Source organism: Spirosoma oryzicola, assembly GCF_021233055.1.
Taxonomy (GTDB): Bacteria; Bacteroidota; Bacteroidia; order Cytophagales; family Spirosomataceae; genus Spirosoma; species Spirosoma oryzicola.
Genome location: NZ_CP089538.1, coordinates 3,353,266 through 3,371,009, shown reverse-complemented (window position 1 = coordinate 3,371,009; position 17,744 = coordinate 3,353,266). Strand labels below are relative to the sequence as shown.

Here is a 17,744-nt window from a genome sequence, read left to right as displayed (position 1 = left end):
CAGGCTATTAAAGCGGTGTTGGCTGTTGGGATTTTACTTTTCTGGGACGGTTGTTCCAGAGCGGGTAAGCGACCACGGCCGCCAGGATGACCAGCGTACCCAGGTAAAAGCCTGCTGTCATGCGTTCGGCGTTGCCGAAAATCAGTACAGCGAGTAAAATCCCATACACCGGCTCCAAATTTACAGTTAAAACGGCCATGTACGGTGAAAACTTACGCAACAGTCGTACCCCAACCGTATACGCGTATACCGTACAGACCAATGATAGGATCAACAGCCAAAGCCATTGCAAGGGTGTGTGCGGTACGTATTGAATCGGAGGATTGGCTTCGAGGGGGTCGACCATCCGGGCAATGAACCACAAACCAAGCGCCCCGATGGAAGCTCCGATCATCTCGTAAAACGAAATGACCAGCGCATCGTATCGTTGCGTGAAACGGCTGTTAATGATCGTAAATAGTGACGACAACATAGCCGCAGCCATAGCCACGACTAGACCCGCTATTTTGTCGAACTCAAATTGAAAGATCAGGTACAAACCCGCCATAACAACTCCACCCAGCACAACCTCAATCAGTTGGATGCGTCGGCGCAGGATCAGCGGTTCCAGCAGACTTGCCCACAAGGAACTGGTGGCCATACCGGCCAGACAGACCGACACGTTTGACAGTCGGGCCGCTGCGAAAAACAAGACCCAGTGCAAGCCAATAAGACCGCCGGTTGCCAGCAGTCGCCAGCGGTCGGTAGAAGAAACGTGCAGATTCTGGCGACGGACCACCAGTACAATTCCTAATCCAAGTACAGCCAGTAGGGTTCGGAACAAAACGACCGCCGACGAATCGAGAGGTTCCAGGAGCTTGCCCAGAATGGCCGTGAAGCCCCAGATCAGCACAATGAAGTGAAGCTGAAAATAATCGGTAAACGTGGGCTTTTGGGACATAATGAATAGGCGGGAGAGGGCCGTTCTGAGAGTCAAAACGGGTTCTTCCCGCGCATGATTACCTCGGAATTGTATTATACAGAAATACGCCGACGACCGTAAAAATAGCATTTGGCAGCCAGACTGCCACAACCGGATTCAGGTTGCCCGATTCGGCAATCCCCTTCGCCAGCATGAAAAACAAAAGATACGTAAAGGCTAGGAAGAAGCCCAGCGCCACCTGCCAACCCACGCCCCGGCGACTTTTACGGGCCGACATGATGACGCCAATTACCGTCAGGATGATAATGGCAAACGGGCGCGTATCGCGGCTGTACTTCTCCAACAGGTAGGTTTCTACACCGTCCGAACCACGACTGACGAGTAAGTCGATGTGTCTGTTTAACTCTGGACGAGTCAGTGTTTCGTATAGGTTGAAATCGGAGCCGAAATCGTCGGGCTTCAGATTGAGCGTGGTATCCAGTCGGGCACCGGGCGTCAAGGTTTCCTGTAAGCCGTTGATCGTCCGAATTTTATAGTCGTACACGCCCCACTTCTTTTTCTTCTTATCCCACTCAATGTGATCGGCGGTAAGTTTTTGCTTTAGCTCATTTCCTTCAACGCGTTCCAGCGTGAATCGATAACCCGTATTACTTTGGTTGTTATAACTCTCCAGATACGCGTAGGTATCGGGCGCAATCTTGATATGAACATTGCGACGGGAGTAGGTGAAAGCGTCGTTGATGTATTTTATCTCGAAGTTAATTCGGGTCTTGTTGGCCTTCGGAATGACGTAGTTGACCATAAAATACGTCACTACTGCCAGGATTGACGCGCCGAGTACGTACGGAAACAGCAAACGAATGAAACTGACACCACTGCTCAGAATTGCGATAATCTCGGTGCGGGCGGCTAACCGTGAGGTCAGGAACACGGTCGCAATAAAGACCATTAGTGGGCTGATGTAGTTGGCCCAATAGGGAATAAAATTAAGGTAATAACTCCCCAAGATTTCGCTGGCGGGGGCATTGTTCTTATGGAAATTGTCCACCTTTTCGGTGTAATCGATCATAACGACAACCAGCACAATCACCATCACCACGAAGAGATAGGTTTGCAGGAAACGTTTGAGTATATACCAGTCTAACAGTTTCATCGTATAGGAAGTCGGCTTCTTTGAAGCGACACAGAACTTAGCTTAGCCTTTCGGTTTCTTACAACCGACATTGCACAATTAATTGACTAACAAATTTCGGGCAACTTCGTGACTGACAAACACCGGTCGGCCACCCGTAATCTGAAGTAAAACCGATTTGTCGAAGGCGTTGATTTCCGTCACAGTCACCAGACAGCCAAGCGTCAGTTGGGAATGATCGAGGTGCTGCAAGAACTCGGTCGAATGTTCGAGCACACCCATCAGTCGGACACCCTCGCCCGCAACCACGTCCGACAATTTTCGGTAACCGGTCTGGGGCATGTGTCCAGCCGGAGTCGGAATCGGATCACCGTGCGGGTCAAACTTCGGGTTACCCAAAAACGCATCCAGACGGCTCACCAGTTCGTCCGAGCGAATGTGTTCCAGTTCTTCGGCGATGTCGTGCACTTCATCCCAGCCGAAGCCTAGCTTCTCAACCAGAAAAACCTCCCAGAGCCGGTGCCGTCGGATAATTTGCAGCGCCAGCCGTTCGCCTTCGTCTGTCAGCCGGACACCCTGGTACTTCTTGTAATGAATCAGTTGCTTATCCGCCAGTTTGCGCAACATGTCAGTCACGGAAGCCGCTTTAGTGGCGGTCATTTCAGCCAACGCATTCGTGCTTACCTCTCCTTCCTGACGGGTGGCGAGGTAGTAAATGGTCTTTAGATAATTCTCTTCGGTAAATGACTGCATAACGATAGCTACCTAGTAGAAACGGATAAGTAGCATGGAACAGTTTAAAGGCAAAGATAGTTTTTATGTTAAACTTTCTAAAAATTTAGACAAGTCTAAATTTTTATTTCAACAATGCTTATATTTGAATGTTATAGCTGTAGCCAGTAAAACATTTCGGGTTGGCGACAAGTATCCATTAGTGTATCGAATAAAATGGAAGCAACAAATACACCCATGAAAGGATGGCAGCGAGCCAGTACAGACAATTCTCTGCCGGATGTTCATAGCTCCGTTCACGTTCCTAAAAACAGCGGTTTTTTCAGGACGTTGATGGCTTATTTCGGGCCGGGGCTCATGGTGGCGGTTGGTTATATGGACCCCGGTAACTGGGCAACCGATATTGCGGGGGGCGCTCAGTTCGGCTATCGGTTGCTGTCCGTTGTACTGATTTCAAATCTGTTTGCTATTCTGCTTCAACACCTTTCGCTCAAATTAGGCATTGTTACCGGACGAGATCTGGCGCAGGCGTGTCGGGATCACTATAGCCGTCCGGTTGCGGTTGGCTTATGGGTACTAGCCGAAATTGCCATTGCCGCTACCGATCTGGCCGAAGTAATTGGCTCTGCTATTGCCCTGAACCTGCTATTCGGCTTACCCATTACGGTCGGTATTCTTATAACGGCGCTTGACGTACTGCTGTTACTTTACTTGCAGAACAAAGGATTTCAGACGATCGAACGAATCGTGGCCAGCCTTATCTTCCTGATTATCGGATGCTTTGGTTATGAGTTGTTTGTGTCGCGACCTGCCGTCGGTGATGTGCTTAGTGGGTTACTTCCTCGTACAGAAATCGTTACCAATCCCGCCATGCTTTACATTGCGATTGGTATTCTGGGGGCTACGGTAATGCCGCATAACCTTTACCTGCATTCGAGCATTGTACAGACCCGCGACTTTGGCCGGGACGACGAAGGACGACAAACCGCTATCAAGTTTGCCACGATTGACTCGACCGTTTCGCTGTTCTTGGCGTTTTTCATTAATGCGGCTATTTTGATTTTATCGGCGGCAACGTTCCATTTTTCGGGAAACCAGCATGTTGCTGATATTACCGATGCGCATCGGCTGTTAGACCCCATCCTGGGCGTTAAACTGGCTGGTATCCTGTTTGCTGTAGCTTTGCTGGCGTCGGGTCAGAATTCGACGCTGACGGGTACCCTGGCCGGGCAGATCGTCATGGAAGGCTTTCTGGAGCTACGGATCAAACCTTGGTTACGTCGCCTTATTACGCGTCTAGTTGCTATCGTACCTGCTCTGATCGTCGCTATTCTGTACGGCGAGCAGGGAACTTCGGAACTCCTGGTATTCAGTCAGGTAGTTTTATCGCTTCAGTTAAGTTTTGCTGTATTCCCGCTGGTGTCGTTTACCAATGATAAGCTGAAAATGGGTCGTTTCGTAAATCCTGGCTGGGTAAAAGTCGTCTCCTGGGTCGTGGCCGTTATCATCATGGGGTTGAATGGATATTTGCTTTGGGATACCCTGTTTTAAGCATACCGTTTTTCGGATAATTAAAGCGGCACAAAAGGCGTAGATCAATCTGCTTTTTGTGCCGCTTTGGGTATGGACTTTGTGCTTGGCCGTTTACAAAGTAATCGATTGTTGGTTCTCCGGTTGGGCTAATTTTAAGGACCTGATGCATGACAGCACATCAGCGTTCGGGCCGAATGCTCAAAAAAATCATTTCAGCGAGGATGATTTTAGGCAACTCAAACCCAACGACTCACTGGGGGCTATTTACAATGAGTCACTAAACGATTTTATGTCCGTTGCTTTTTTGCCTTCCTACGGCCGGCTATTTATTCCATTATTTTTTGGCTTGCTGGTCGTCGTATTGATGCGAAAAGTACTTTTTCGGAGGAACCAGCCGCCTGTATCCTAGCGCAGCGGTGAATGATCGTTCGATGGAGCCAGCAAATGACGAATTGATGACTGGTATTTTTTGGGAGCGATTTAGCTGATGAGCAAAAAAGATCAGGGCTTTCGCAGCGGCTGTACCACGCTTACTTCTTGCGTCACAAAGAAACGTCGTACAACCGACTGCGAAAGCCCTGAATGTATGGTATACGATTTTTAGCTTCGTTTGGATTTATCATCTTCACTTCCGAGTAACAATATAAAGAAAAATATTACTTTAAAGCCAGTTAAACTCTATTTATCAATTTTTTGGCATCGTGGCGCTTCACATCAACTGATTTGAAAGAGTATGATAGCGCTTTGTGCTGATTGTATAGAAGCTATTGGTGGATACGGAGACGTTGATCGGATGACGGGACGATAGGTAGTGTCGACTAGCAATTGATTGCGTAACGAGTTAAAAAAGAGACGATTCGCTCATGGAACGAATCGTCTGCTCAAACACACCTAATTAAACAAAACCTATTGTGTAAATGGGGATTCCATACATACGGAAAAGTGTGTTTTTTGGATTTATCGAAAGGCTACTTTTTGTATGCTGCTTTGGTAGACTAGTGTATCGGTAGTGCGTTGAACTAGCTTGGAAAAGGGGCATGAACAAGGGGTTTATGGGTTGCCAGCGCTGATATAGTTTAAACTCAAACAATAACTTAACAGTTAGCTTTACGCCAATCGAACAAATTAGCAACTTTCCGATCAACCAGCGTTGATGAATCTAAACAACGGCTATCTTTGCCCCGTTTTGACCCGCTCGTAAAATGACCAGGCGAAAGCCGATCTTATGGAAGATAAGAAGCATTTAGACACTGTCTCGGCTGCCGGTTTGCTGGTAGCAATGGGAATTATTTACGGTGACATTGGCACATCACCGTTGTACACGTTAAGAGCCATTATTGGAGCGGGAAATGTCATTCAGGCCGACGTCGTTCGGGGGGCTCTTTCCTGCGTATTCTGGACACTCACTTTACAAACAACCGTTAAGTATGTAATCTTAATTCTACGAGCTGATAACCGGGGTGAAGGAGGAATTTTTGCGTTATACGCCTTGGTTCGGCGGCACGCTCGCTGGCTAACGCTGCCCGCTATCATTGGTGGTTCGGCCCTGCTTGCCGATGGGATCATTACCCCGCCCATATCGGTGTCGTCAGCCGTAGAAGGGCTTCGGCTGCTGTATCCCGATATAACGGAAGAACTGATTGTCAAGATTGTTATCGCGATTCTGACGGTTTTGTTTCTGATTCAGGCGTTTGGAACAAGCGTTGTCGGTACGGCGTTTGGCCCGATCATGCTGGTCTGGTTTGTGATGCTGGGAACACTCGGGCTGGTTCAGGTTGCGCAGGCACCCGGTATTCTGGCAGCGCTCAACCCTTACTACGCCTGGTGGCTTTTGTCTGAATATCCGGGTGGCTTTTGGTTGCTGGGTTCCGTATTCCTCTGTACGACGGGGGCTGAAGCACTGTATTCCGATATGGGTCACTGCGGACGCGCCAATATCCGGGTTAGCTGGATTTTTGTCAAAACGTGCCTGATTCTGAATTATTTTGGGCAGGGTGCCTGGTTGATCAGCCAGGAAGGGCAAGTGCTGAAAGATCGTATTCCTTTTTACGAAGTGATGCCGCCCTGGTTCCTGACTATTGGTATCGTCATCGCTACAGCCGCAACGGTTATTGCCAGCCAGGCGCTTATCAGTGGTTCGTTTACGCTGATCAGTGAAGCCATCCGGCTGAACTTCTGGCCGAAAGTCCGGCTGCGTTACCCAAGCGTTCAAAAAGGGCAGCTTTATGTACCAAGCGTCAATCTCTTGCTGTGGGCTGGTTGCGTTGGGGTTGTGCTGTATTTCCGCGAGTCGTCAAACATGGAAGCGGCTTACGGGCTGGCCATTACACTGACGATGCTGATGACGACACTGCTGATGTCGTATTACCTGTACACAAAGAAGTACCAGGCCTGGGGCGTTGTGCTTTTCCTGACCGTTTATCTGGGTATCGAAGGATCATTCCTGGTCGCTAACCTGATCAAATTCCCGCATGGTGGCTGGGTGTCGCTGTTGATTGGCCTCGCCATTGCCAGTGTAATGTACATCTGGCTACAGGCGTTCCAGATCAAACTTCGACTGACGGAATACGTCCGAATTGATCACTACGTACAGGCTATCAAAGAGCTTAGCCGCGATATCAGTATTCCTAAATACGCGACGCACCTGGTCTTTATGAGCAACGCGGCCCGTCAATCGGAGATCGAATCCAAGATTATTTATTCTATTTTCCAGAAACGGCCCAAGCGTGCTGATATTTACTGGTTTGTCCACGTCGATACCACCGACGATCCGTACACGATGGAATACAAAGTAAACACCATCGCGCCCGATGACGCTTACAAAGTGACGTTTAAACTCGGATTCCGGGTCGAGCAGCGTATCAACCTGTTCTTTCGGAAGGTTATCGAGGACATGGTGAAAAACAAGGAAGTGGACATCACCAGCCGGTACGAATCGCTCCGGGGCCAGAACGTTATTGGCGACTTCCGGTTTGTCGTGCTGGAAAAATTCCTTTCCTTTGAAAACGAACTGCCGTTTCGGGAGCGGTTTATTATGAACCTGTACTTCAACATAAAAGGCTTTACCACGTCAGAAGACCGCTGGTTTGGTCTCGATAGTAGCTCGGTAAAAATTGAAAAGGTACCGTTGGTCATTCGTCCGGTCGAAAACGTCAAACTCAAACGAATCGCATCCTAAGTTTACAGTTCATGACTTGTTGCGTGGCCATCCGTAAAGTCGTATAGAGGCACCCGAACGTCGTGAACGGTAAACCGATAAACAGTAGATTATGAAAATTCTCATCACCGGCGGGGCCGGCTTTGTTGGCTCATCACTGGGCATTGCACTCAAGAAAAATTACCCTGATTATCAGATTTTTGCTCTCGATAACCTGAAACGGCGTGGTTCGGAACTGAGTCTGGCGCGGTTGAAAGCAGCCGGAATCGAGTTTATCCACGGTGACATTCGTAGCAAAGAAGATTTTGATTCACTACCTGCGGTGGATACCGTTATTGAAGCTTCGGCAGAACCGTCGGTACTGGCAGGTCTGGATGGAACGCCGGACTACCTCATCAACACGAACCTGTTTGGTACGGTCAACTGCCTGAACTACGCGCTCAAGCACAAAGCCAATTTTGTTTTTCTGTCAACGAGTCGCGTTTATCCGATCAAAACCATCGAAACGCTGAACTTCGATGAAGCCGACACCCGGTTTGTGCTGACGGATGATCAGCCGGTTGCTGGCGTATCATCACGCGGCATCGCCGAAAACTTTCCGCTGGACGGGGCTCGGTCGCTGTACGGCACAACCAAGCTGGCGTCGGAGTTGCTGATTCAGGAATACAACGAATTTTATGGCCTGAAAACGGTCATCAATCGCTGTGGCGTACTAACCGGCCCTTGGCAAATGGGCAAGGTGGATCAGGGTGTGATGGTACTTTGGATCGCCAAACATTACTTCGAGCAGCAACTGGCGTACATCGGCTACGGCGGTACGGGTAAACAAACCCGCGATATGCTCCACATCGATGATCTGTATCGCCTGATCGACTGGGAATTGCATAACCTGGATAAAGTAAACGGTGAAATCCTGAATGCGGGTGGTGGTGTCGAAAGCAGCGCGTCGTTGCAGGAACTAACCGAAATCTGTCAGGAGGTGACCGGAAAAACGATCCCGATTAAAGAAGTTGCCGAAAACCGGGCGGCTGATATCCGGCTTTACATCACTGATAACACGAAGGTAACGAACCTCACGGGTTGGAAACCGCAACTTGGTATCCGCGAGATTGTAGCCGACATTCACGCGTGGCTCAACGAAAACCGGGCGGCTCTGGAGCCAATTTTAAAGTAATTGAGGCTCTCTGCACAAAACAATGGCTAGACCTTTTATGAGGGTCTAGCCATCTTTGTTTAAGAGGAAGGTTCGAACCAGTGAGCTTAGTGGCTGATGGTTTTCGAATACAGAAAATCAAGTACTTCGTTGCCCAGCAGCTTTTGCGCTATCGGTTTATCGCCAAAGAGCATAATGTCGGCGTTTGTTGCCGTATACGAAGGCCATTGCGGTAGGTTTGAGCCGTTTGGGTTACCAGTTTTGGCAAAGTTCACCCAGTAAGAAGATAGTTGGTTGGCGAGTTCGCGGTCGATAGCTTGCCAGGGCCGCTTTAAAAACGCTAGATTGTTTAGGGCGTAAGCTACCTCGGCGGTGTGAAACGCACCGTATTGAAGAAAGTTTCCCGTAGCCGGTGGCTTGTGGGCAAAATGATAAACGTACACTGGTGATTTTCCCGCTTCACTCTGCATCTGTGCCAGTTTATACGTTGGTAAGGCATACGTCAAATCGCGATGAAGCGCGGCTTGTGAAGCACCTGCCTGTTCATCGGTAGAGGCCGGGTAGTAGCGCAGAACGTCATCTGCGAATGCACCGTACTGCCGTTGCAAATCCCGCCGAAACTCGTCTTGTTTGCGATCCGTTGGTGCCCCGCCGTCGTCGGCATTCCAGCCTGTCAGTAAAGGGACTTTCGCCTGTTCACCTGACCCAAAAATGGTTGCTATCGATTGAGGTAGCACATAGCCGTCGACAATCGGGCCAAAACGTTCCTGCACCTGTTGAAGTAACTCCTGAGCGGGTATCGCTCGTAGCTTATCAGGAGAGGACGCGTGTAGAGCTGTGGCTACGGTTACACCTTGCTCTTCGGCTTTTAAAAGGCTGGTTGTATTGATGGTTGAATTAGCCAGTACACTTGAACCACTTTCGGCGATGGCTTTGTGAAACAATCCCCAAGCCAGTGGAGAAGCCAATAGACAGTTGACGCTTCTGGAACCCGCCGACTGACCCGCGATGGTTACGTTCAAAGGGTCGCCCCCAAAGGCCGCGATGTTGCGCTGAATCCACTGTAAGGCCGCAATCTGATCCAGCAGACCGTAATTGCCTGACGTTTTAGTCGAAGACTCTTTGCTCAGATCGGGATGGGCAAAAAAACCAAAAATGCCTACCCGATAGTTTATAGAAACAAAAATCACACCTTTTCGGGCCAGCGCTTCGCCATCGTAAATAGGAACGGCGCTTCCCCCGCTGCTGAACGCTCCGCCATACAGCCAGACGAAAACCGGGCGTTTCTCGCTGGAAGATTTGGCTCCTGTCCAGACGTTCAGGTACAGACAATCTTCGCTGATGGGTTCAGCCGGAACGAGAAATTCTGGGGTGTACACACCAAAAGGTGCTGGTGTCGGCTGCATCGGACTTGGGCCAAAATCGGTACAGGCTTTGACGCCTTCCCACTTAAGTGCTGGTTGGGGCGGTTGCCAACGTAGATTACCAATTGGTGGAGCCGCAAACGGAATCCCTTTAAAAGCTACGAGGGCGCTGTCTCCGGTAGACATTCCTGAAATCAGCCCGCTTTCTGTAGCGACTTCATGCCGCATTTGAGCAGTGCAGACGGTAGAAAGGCAGCAGAAGGAAAAGAGACCCATTAGCCAGAAAGGACGGGTAACTCGCCAAAGTAAACATTTATCCATGTAAAGAAATAAGAACACTCGCTAGCCAAACAAATTGCAACGGCTTAATACTCCTTGAAGGAGTTAGTGCTATTAGTGCAAATGTTAGGCCAAAAGGTGACTTATGGGCTATTTCTTTGCGGCTTCGTTTCGGGCAGCTCGTTTCATGTCTGCTTGAGTAAACACAAGCGCCACGCCGTTCATACAGTAGCGAAGACCGGTCGGATCTGGACCGTCGTTGAAAACGTGACCCAGGTGCGCATCGCAGACCGCACAACGAACCTCTGTGCGCCCGCCATCGGGTTCGGTGTACAGTGCGTTCTGGACGATGGGCGCGTAGAAACTCGGCCAGCCCGTTTGCGAGTCAAACTTGGTCAGCGAGGAAAAAAGTGGGTTGTGGCAACACACACAGCGGTAGATTCCCGGTCGGTGTTCGTGGGTTAGCTCGCTGCTGTTGGGCCACTCGGTACCGCGTTCGCGAGTCACGTCGTACTGGGGGTTCGACAGGATGGACCGCCATTCGGCATCGGACTTTTCAACCCGTCTGCCACCCGGTGACGTTGTTCCGACGGGCGGTTTATGTTGAGGTCTGGGCGTAGTCAGAAAGCGTCCGTACAGCCACAAACTGCCCGCCGTCAGCAAGGCAACCAATAAAAACAGCTTGTTTTGCTTCATTAAACGTTCACCCTTACGGAGCAGTATTGTTCCAGAACAGCATCCGTGTCGTAAGAGTTTAGCGTCCAATCGCGACTTTCCGCAGAATCGAATCAATCACCTGCAAGGTTGTAACGCCGTCGGCTTCCGCTTCGTAATTCAGCATGATCCGGTGATTAAAAACGTCGGGTGCCAGTTCCTTAATGTCTTCCGGCAGTACATACTCGCGTCGGTCGAAGTAGGCGAGGGCTTTAGCCGCCAGATTCAGGTTGATGCTCGCACGGGGCGACACGCCGAACTGGATGTAGCGGGCTTCGTCGCGAAGATTGTATTCCATGGGTCGGCGGGTCGCAAAAACCAGTTCGATGATGTAGCGCTCCAGCGTTTCTGAAATTGTTACACCGTTAATTTCATCGCGGATCGCAGCCAGATCTTCTTTGCCCAGTACCGATTGCACTTCGTAGTCGAAGTTCATGTTCGACATCCGGCGCATCACTTCCAGTTCTTCGTCTTTGTTCAGGTAATCGACGAACACCTTCATCATGAAGCGGTCAACCTGCGCTTCGGGAAGCGGGTAGGTCCCTTCCTGCTCTACCGGGTTTTGCGTGGCCAGCACCAGAAAGGGACGGTCAAGGATAAAGGTTTCTTCGCCGATGGTTACCTGTTTCTCCTGCATGGCTTCGAGCAAAGCCGCCTGTACTTTAGCCGGAGAGCGGTTTACTTCATCGGCCAGGATCAGGTTAGCAAAAATCGGCCCCTGCTTGACCTCGAACTCCGCCGTTTTCTGGTTGAAAATCATTGTGCCGACCAGATCGGCGGGTAACAGATCCGGCGTGAACTGGATTCGCTGAAAATCAAGTTCCAGGACCTTGGCGAGTGTATTGATCGTCAGAGTCTTGGCCAGGCCCGGCACCCCTTCGAGCAGAATATGTCCGCCCGTGAAAAGGCCGATAAGTAGCCGGTTGAGCAGCCGTTCCTGCCCAACAACCACCTGGCTCATTTCGTGGAATACCTCGCGGATTTTAGTATGGTACGTGAATGATGTCGCTTGCATCGGTATGCGTCTGACGTTTGCAGTGTATAAGGTTCGGGAGCGGTACGTTTCTGATTCCTGATCTCGGCTACCGAAAGCTATAAACTAGTCAACTGAAAACCTAATCGCTAGAACGTAGCCCGAATGCTCCGGTCTTTGCCGTGAATATCCTTGTAAACCTGAATTTTGCTAAAGCCACGGTCGGCAAATACCTGCCGGGTCGCTTCACCAAACCGTTCGTTTATTTCAACGTAACACGCGCCATCTTTCGTCAGATGACGAACGCAGAAATCAGCTACGGCTTTGTAAAACACCAGCGGGTCATTGTCTTCGACAAATAGGGCCAGATCGGGTTCGTAATCCAGCACGTTCCGGTTCATGTCAGCCGCTTCTGACCGGGTCACGTAAGGCGGATTGCTGACGACACAATCAAATTTACCGACGAAATCGGCAGGAATCTGCAAAATGTCTTGTATCTCAAACGACACGTCGGCGTTCAAGTTCTGCGCGTTTTGTTTGGCAAGCGCAAGCGCTTCGTCCGAAACATCCCAACCCGTGACAACGGACTGCGGCAGAAAACGGGCCAGCGTAACTGCGATACAGCCGCTTCCGGTACCAATATCAACAATGGGTACATCGTCGGTACGGTCGGCGAAATCGTGCATGATCAGCCGAACGAGGTCTTCCGTTTCAGGTCGGGGAATCAGTACATCCGGCGATACCTCAAACTCAAGACCGCAAAAGATCGTTGTGCCGATTACGTGTTGAATAGGCTCCTGCCGGTTCAGGCGTTCGAGTATTCTAAACCAGTCGGGTTCCGTGCGATTGGGGGGAAGCGGTTTGTCGGTCAGTACGTCGGTCTTGCGCAGGCCGAAATAATGATCGAGCAGCATAAACGCCATTTCCCGCGCTTCTTCGGGCGGGTAGGCTGTAATATTCTTACTTAAACGTTGATAGAGTGGTTTGGCGGTGGCCATTGGGTTAAGTCGCGTAATTTTGCGTAAAACTAAAGAAGTTTGCGGTTTCTCGTCCGAAGTAGCGAGACTAATCCAATCGTATAACGATAAACGACCAACCATAAGTTACCAACTATGCATCAATTTATGCGTCGCGCACTTGAATTAGCCACGCTTGGCCGAGGGAAGGTAAGTCCGAATCCAATGGTTGGCTGCGTGATTGAACACGACGGGCGCATTATCGGCGAAGGCTGGCATCAGCGGTACGGCGAAGCCCATGCCGAACGAAACGCCATTTTTTCGATCAAGCCCGACGATGAATACCTTTTGCCCGAAAGTACGGTTTACGTCACGCTTGAGCCTTGTTCGCATTACGGAAAACAACCGCCCTGCGCCGATTTACTCATCGAAAAGCGCGTTAAACGGGTTGTCTGCTGCAACGATGATCCTAACCCATTGGTAGCGGGTCAAGGGTTTGAAAAACTCCAGAAGGCTGGTATCGTGGTTGAAACGGGTCTTCTGGCTGAGTATGGTCGGGAGTTGAACGCCCGGTTTTTTACTTTTTTCGAGCAGAAGCGACCGTATATTATCCTGAAATGGGCTCAAACGGCTGATGGATTTATCGCGGGTGCTGGTGGCGTTCCCGTCAAAATAAGCGGTGATTTGTCCCATCGGCTGGTGCATCGGTGGCGATCCGAAGAAGATGCAATTATGGTTGGTACAAACACCGCCCGTACGGACAACCCCCGCCTGAACGTCAGATTGGTTCCGGGACGTAATCCCGTCCGTATCGTTATCGATAAATCGCTTCAACTAGCCGATAATCTACACCTGTTCGATCAATCGCAACCGACGCTGGTCTATAATTTTATCAAGACTGATACGGTTGGGCAAACAAGATCCATTCAGTTGCTGGCCGATCAGCCCTTTTTACCGCAACTGCTGGCCGATCTGTACGAACGAAGGGTTCAGTCGGTGCTGGTTGAAGGAGGAACGGCCTTGCTGGAATCGTTTATCGAAGTGGGCTTGTGGGACGAAATGCGAGTGTTTCGGAGCCACGGTATGTTACAGGAAGGCATCACTGCTCCCAGGGTTCGGGGTCGGCTTATTGAAACGGAACGAGTGGGCGAGGATCAGTTGACGATCTACAAACCATAAGAGTTAAACAGTCTGGAAAGAAAAGGGGCTGTCTTGATGACAACCCCTTTTTATTGATTTTACTGCTGCGCAACAGGTGCGGCATTCGCGCCGATATTACCGCTGGCTACCAGCGTTGTCCCGGCCATGATTTTAACATTCGCATTGTAGGCATTCAGCTTATCGTAAAAACCAGCTTCGCTGATGGTGAAATACTTATTGCTCGAAAATTCACCGGTAGCACCGCTGATGGAGTCGAGTGGTTTCAATACCGTCGCCGTACTTTCCGTGATTTTTCCCTGATAAACGGACGACGTGTAAGAAGCCCCGGCAGTAGTGTTGTATAGTCCCACCTGAACCAGTGTAACGGATGGGTTGTACTTGTAAAAAACGACCCGTCCGTAGATATTTTTGCCGTCTGTAGACGATAGGGTATACGCCTTGTAAGTCGATACGGTACCGCCACCGGGAGCCGCGTTCAGATTGGGTTCGTAGCTTTTCTGTTCGCACGAACTCAGAAAGACGGTCAGTGAACAAACGAAGCACAGCAGAAGACCCGCGCTTTTTAGTTTACGAAAGTAAGTCATGATGGAGTGAATGATTAGAAGTTGAACATCACGCGGCCGTAGTAATAGGCACCGTTTGAACCCTGCTGGTTGTTGGAGTACAGGTAAAAACCTTGGTTCTCCGAACGGAGTATGTCGGGATACCGGTCGAAGATGTTGCTGCCACCGATCGAAAGTTTTAGATTCCGGGTTAGATCGTAGCCAACGCTCAGGTCGAAAATGGTTTGCGCTGAGAACGTTTGGTCGTAATAGTTGCCGTTATCGTCCGACGAGATCGACCGTTCGGTGACGGAGCCAAAATAAGTGCCGCGCAGCATGACGTTCACTTTGTTGAACCGGTAGCTAGCCGAGCCGATCAGCTTGGTTCGTGGGGTTCCCGTTTCAAACTGACCGATAACATCGCGGCTCAGGTACTTCTCGACCACTTGTTCGGGGTTGAGGTTCGCTACCTTCAGATCGAGGGTTTTGCGGCTGAGGATCGTGTTCTTGCTAAAAATAGCCGCCAGCGTAAAGTTCAGAGTTTTGTTCCGGCTCAGGTTGTACGTGTAGTTGCCCACGAATTCGATACCGCGCGAACGAACGTTAGCTCCGTTGACGAAGAACTGCGCTTCGCCACCGCCGATAACCTCACCGTAGTTGTTACCCACTTCCGATGCATTGAAATAGCTGGTGCGGAAAATGCGGTTGTCTACGTCGATTTGGTAGGCATCAACCGTTACTTCGAAACCGCGTGTTGGCTGATAAGTCATGCCCAAACCGTACGTGCGTGAATTTTCCTGACGCAATCCTTTGATACCTAATACACGTGCCGCCGTGCTATTAGTGGGGTAGGTCGTTACGTCCAGGGGTTGAGGAACGCCATTGGCATCGGGAACGAAGGCTGTTGCGGTATGAGTATAGTTCAGTTCCTGAAGCGAAGGAGCTCGGAAACCGCTGGCGATGGAAGCCCGCAGGGTAAGCTTGTTGCTGAGCGAATAGCGAGCCGCCAGTTTGCCAATGGACACTCCCCCAAAATCCGAATAGTTTTCCAGTCGTACCGCTGCGGCTACCAGGAACTTGCGGGTCAATTCGAGTTCGGCATCCAGATAGGCAGCCATGGTCGTCCGGTATTCATTGCGTTCATTCTTTGGACCAAAACCCGCGAAGCACTGACAGTTCGACGATAAATTCTTAACGGTCACTTGCTGTCCTGCGTACACTTGCAGCGGTAGTCCAGTGGCATCGACAATGGGAACGCTGCTGGCGTTTTCGAGCGGTTTACCATCCGGCCCTACGAGGGCTCCAGCCTTGGTTACTGTCAGGATACCCGCGTCGCCGTAACTGTAGCTTTCGTCCTGACCTTTCAGAATTTTGTAATTTTCAATGCGCATCTCCGCGCCAAAGGCGACGTTCAGGCCGTTCATGATGCCTTTGAAATACCGCGAAAAATCAAGGTTAGTCGAATTCTGCGAAAACTGGTGCGTACCCAGGTACATGTTGACGGGGGAGTTGGAACCCAGCGAAGCGTTCATGGTATTGACCATACCAATACGCATGGCATTCCGTCCGAACGTATTGCTGAAATCAACGCTGAATTCACCCACTTTACTCTTTATCCCCGTGGTATTGGAAAAATCAGACGTGTTGGAGGTCATCTGTGGTCGGAAGCCGTTGGGGTAAAGCAGGTAGTTGAATCGGTCCGTCTGCGAGGGTCTTCTAAAATAGCAGGAGTAGCCCTGCAAATATTTGTACGAAGCGCCCCCAAAGCTGTACAGGGTTGTATTCGGACTAATCTCGTAACCGGCGTTGTAGAACGTACTGCCCAGCGTAACGGCTGGCATACCCGCGTATACGGCAAAGTCAGCCTTTGTCAGACCCCGTGCGCTCATCAGGCCATCCTGGGTTTGTAGGGCGGCAATCTGCGTGGTGTTGCCCGCAGCCTGCGCCGAGATCAGTTCGGGATTGGTAATGATCGGATTGCCGTACTTGTCGGTCCTTAAGTTGCTCAGGTAGGTGTTGTCGTAAAACCCCCAATCGTTCACGAAAGGGCGTAGCGTAGGTCGGCGCTGGGTGATTTGGCCTGAAATGTTCAGGTAGCCCCGATCTGCGATTTTAAAGCCATAGTTCGCGTCGAACTGATAATTGAATCCGTCCGGTTTACCGGCGTTGGTCAATGCTCCGGCGCTACCGCCCGAATTAAGGTAACCTCCACCGGTCAGGCTACCGGTTAATTTGTTGGTTCCTTTTTTAAGGATGATGTTGACCACCCCCGCTACCGCATCAGAACCATACTGAGCGGCTGCACCATCGCGCAGGATTTCGACGCGGTCAATCGACGCAGCCGGAATGGTCAGCATATCGACCGAGGTTGAGGGACTGCCCACCGCCGTTCCCGTAATCAGCAGGGCCGATGTATGGCGACGCTTGCCGTTAATCAGCACCAGAATCTGATTCGGAGCCATGTTGCGCAACTGAACCGGATCGACGTGCGAGTCGAGGTCACCCCCCTGCGACCGGATGGCGTTGAAACTGGGCGCCACATACGCCAGCATCTGCGCCAGATCCATCTGCGGAAGTTCACCCATAATGTCCTTGATCGAGATCACATCGACCGGCACAGGCGTTTCCAGAATGGTGCGTCCCGTATTGCGGGTTCCCGTGACGATTAGCTCCGTCAACTGCGTCGCATCTTCATCCAGGGTTACATTAAAAGTGGTTTCGTTGCCTACCTTAAACTCTTTTGATTTGAAACCAATAAAGCTAACAACCAGTACGTCGCTGGGGCTGGCTTCGAGAGAAAACGTACCCTGATTGTCGGTAATGGCCCCTTTTCGGGAGTCTCCTTTGACTAAAACATTGACGCCTTGTAAAGCTTCTGAATTAACACTGGATGTGACCTTACCCGTTACGCGTTTGGTTTGTGCCAACGCAGCAACAGGTGCTATCATAGATAGCGTTAGCGCCATACGTAGCAGGGAAAGGAAGCCACGCTTGAGTAGTTTTCTTTTCATAGATAAGAAAAATTGACTGGATAAATTGGGTTTGAATACGTGTACTGAATCGTAATAGCGTGCTGACTCGCGGCTTGACCAAACGAGTTCTGAGCCAGCTGTTGGCCGGCTTTTA

The 17,744-nt window shown here is 50.4% G+C and carries 13 protein-coding genes; 4 read left to right on the top strand and 9 right to left on the bottom strand.

The window, feature by feature from the left end:
- Positions 1-7: 7 nt before the first annotated feature.
- The 3 genes from LQ777_RS14325 to LQ777_RS14315 form a co-directional block, all read right to left on the bottom strand.
- The gene (locus tag LQ777_RS14325) at positions 8-940 is read right to left on the bottom strand and encodes a DMT family transporter (RefSeq protein WP_232558612.1); all 933 of its coding nucleotides are present in this window, start codon (positions 938-940) and stop codon (positions 8-10) included.
- A gap of 58 nt (positions 941-998) precedes the next feature.
- The gene (locus LQ777_RS14320; RefSeq protein WP_232558611.1) at positions 999-2,075 is read right to left on the bottom strand and encodes an LptF/LptG family permease; all 1,077 of its coding nucleotides are present in this window, start codon (positions 2,073-2,075) and stop codon (positions 999-1,001) included.
- Between the two features lie 78 nt (positions 2,076-2,153).
- Positions 2,154-2,807 (bottom strand): metal-dependent transcriptional regulator, encoded by a 654-nt coding sequence (locus tag LQ777_RS14315; RefSeq protein WP_232558610.1) that lies wholly within the window; start codon positions 2,805-2,807, stop codon positions 2,154-2,156.
- 195 nt (positions 2,808-3,002) lie between these two features.
- Between LQ777_RS14315 and LQ777_RS14310 the strand changes: the two genes are divergently transcribed.
- From LQ777_RS14310 to LQ777_RS14300, 3 genes are all read left to right on the top strand, one after another.
- A complete protein-coding gene (locus tag LQ777_RS14310; RefSeq protein WP_232558609.1) occupies positions 3,003-4,337 on the top strand; it encodes an Nramp family divalent metal transporter in 1,335 nt (444 codons plus the stop codon).
- 1,207 nt (positions 4,338-5,544) lie between these two features.
- Positions 5,545-7,497 (top strand): KUP/HAK/KT family potassium transporter, encoded by a 1,953-nt coding sequence (locus LQ777_RS14305; protein ID WP_232558608.1) that lies wholly within the window; start codon positions 5,545-5,547, stop codon positions 7,495-7,497.
- Positions 7,498-7,588: 91 nt separating this feature from the next.
- Positions 7,589-8,650, top strand: coding sequence for an NAD-dependent epimerase/dehydratase family protein (locus LQ777_RS14300; RefSeq protein WP_232558607.1), 1,062 nt, complete (start codon positions 7,589-7,591; stop codon positions 8,648-8,650).
- A gap of 86 nt (positions 8,651-8,736) precedes the next feature.
- Here LQ777_RS14300 and LQ777_RS14295 read toward each other — a convergent pair whose 3' ends face one another.
- From LQ777_RS14295 to prmC, 4 genes are all read right to left on the bottom strand, one after another.
- The gene (locus LQ777_RS14295) at positions 8,737-10,179 is read right to left on the bottom strand and encodes a carboxylesterase/lipase family protein (RefSeq protein ID WP_232558606.1); all 1,443 of its coding nucleotides are present in this window, start codon (positions 10,177-10,179) and stop codon (positions 8,737-8,739) included.
- Between the two features lie 243 nt (positions 10,180-10,422).
- On the bottom strand, positions 10,423-10,968 hold the full coding sequence (gene msrB / locus LQ777_RS14290) for a peptide-methionine (R)-S-oxide reductase MsrB (RefSeq protein ID WP_232558605.1): 546 nt from the start codon (positions 10,966-10,968) through the stop codon (positions 10,423-10,425).
- Between the two features lie 58 nt (positions 10,969-11,026).
- On the bottom strand, positions 11,027-12,001 hold the full coding sequence (locus tag LQ777_RS14285) for an AAA family ATPase (protein ID WP_232558604.1): 975 nt from the start codon (positions 11,999-12,001) through the stop codon (positions 11,027-11,029).
- A gap of 107 nt (positions 12,002-12,108) precedes the next feature.
- On the bottom strand, positions 12,109-12,957 hold the full coding sequence (prmC, locus tag LQ777_RS14280) for a peptide chain release factor N(5)-glutamine methyltransferase (RefSeq protein WP_232558603.1): 849 nt from the start codon (positions 12,955-12,957) through the stop codon (positions 12,109-12,111).
- 126 nt (positions 12,958-13,083) lie between these two features.
- Here prmC and ribD point away from each other — a divergent pair, with 126 nt between their 5' ends.
- Positions 13,084-14,094, top strand: a complete 1,011-nt coding sequence (gene ribD / locus LQ777_RS14275; RefSeq protein ID WP_232558602.1) for a bifunctional diaminohydroxyphosphoribosylaminopyrimidine deaminase/5-amino-6-(5-phosphoribosylamino)uracil reductase RibD — start codon at positions 13,084-13,086, stop codon at positions 14,092-14,094.
- A gap of 59 nt (positions 14,095-14,153) precedes the next feature.
- Here ribD and LQ777_RS14270 read toward each other — a convergent pair whose 3' ends face one another.
- Positions 14,154-14,660, bottom strand: a complete 507-nt coding sequence (locus LQ777_RS14270; protein WP_232558601.1) for a hypothetical protein — start codon at positions 14,658-14,660, stop codon at positions 14,154-14,156.
- A 14-nt stretch (positions 14,661-14,674) separates the two neighbouring features.
- Complete coding sequence (locus LQ777_RS14265) at positions 14,675-17,629, bottom strand: TonB-dependent receptor (RefSeq protein ID WP_232558600.1); 2,955 nt, start codon at positions 17,627-17,629, stop codon at positions 14,675-14,677.
- Positions 17,630-17,744 lie beyond the last annotated feature (115 nt).

Excerpts from the sequence above, each read along its gene's own strand:
- LQ777_RS14325 (WP_232558612.1), bottom strand. The coding sequence starts at position 940 with ATGTCCCAAAAGCCCACGTTTACCGATTATTTTCAGCTTCACTTCATT.
- LQ777_RS14320 (WP_232558611.1), bottom strand. The coding sequence starts at position 2,075 with ATGAAACTGTTAGACTGGTATATACTCAAACGTTTCCTGCAAACCTAT.
- LQ777_RS14315 (WP_232558610.1), bottom strand. The coding sequence starts at position 2,807 with ATGCAGTCATTTACCGAAGAGAATTATCTAAAGACCATTTACTACCTC.
- LQ777_RS14310 (WP_232558609.1), top strand. The coding sequence starts at position 3,003 with ATGGAAGCAACAAATACACCCATGAAAGGATGGCAGCGAGCCAGTACA.
- LQ777_RS14305 (WP_232558608.1), top strand. The coding sequence starts at position 5,545 with ATGGAAGATAAGAAGCATTTAGACACTGTCTCGGCTGCCGGTTTGCTG.
- LQ777_RS14300 (WP_232558607.1), top strand. The coding sequence starts at position 7,589 with ATGAAAATTCTCATCACCGGCGGGGCCGGCTTTGTTGGCTCATCACTG.
- LQ777_RS14295 (WP_232558606.1), bottom strand. The coding sequence starts at position 10,179 with ATGTCTACCGGAGACAGCGCCCTCGTAGCTTTTAAAGGGATTCCGTTT.
- msrB (WP_232558605.1), bottom strand. The coding sequence starts at position 10,968 with ATGAAGCAAAACAAGCTGTTTTTATTGGTTGCCTTGCTGACGGCGGGC.
- LQ777_RS14285 (WP_232558604.1), bottom strand. The coding sequence starts at position 12,001 with ATGCAAGCGACATCATTCACGTACCATACTAAAATCCGCGAGGTATTC.
- prmC (WP_232558603.1), bottom strand. The coding sequence starts at position 12,957 with ATGGCCACCGCCAAACCACTCTATCAACGTTTAAGTAAGAATATTACA.
- ribD (WP_232558602.1), top strand. The coding sequence starts at position 13,084 with ATGCGTCGCGCACTTGAATTAGCCACGCTTGGCCGAGGGAAGGTAAGT.
- LQ777_RS14270 (WP_232558601.1), bottom strand. The coding sequence starts at position 14,660 with ATGACTTACTTTCGTAAACTAAAAAGCGCGGGTCTTCTGCTGTGCTTC.
- LQ777_RS14265 (WP_232558600.1), bottom strand. The coding sequence starts at position 17,629 with ATGAAAAGAAAACTACTCAAGCGTGGCTTCCTTTCCCTGCTACGTATG.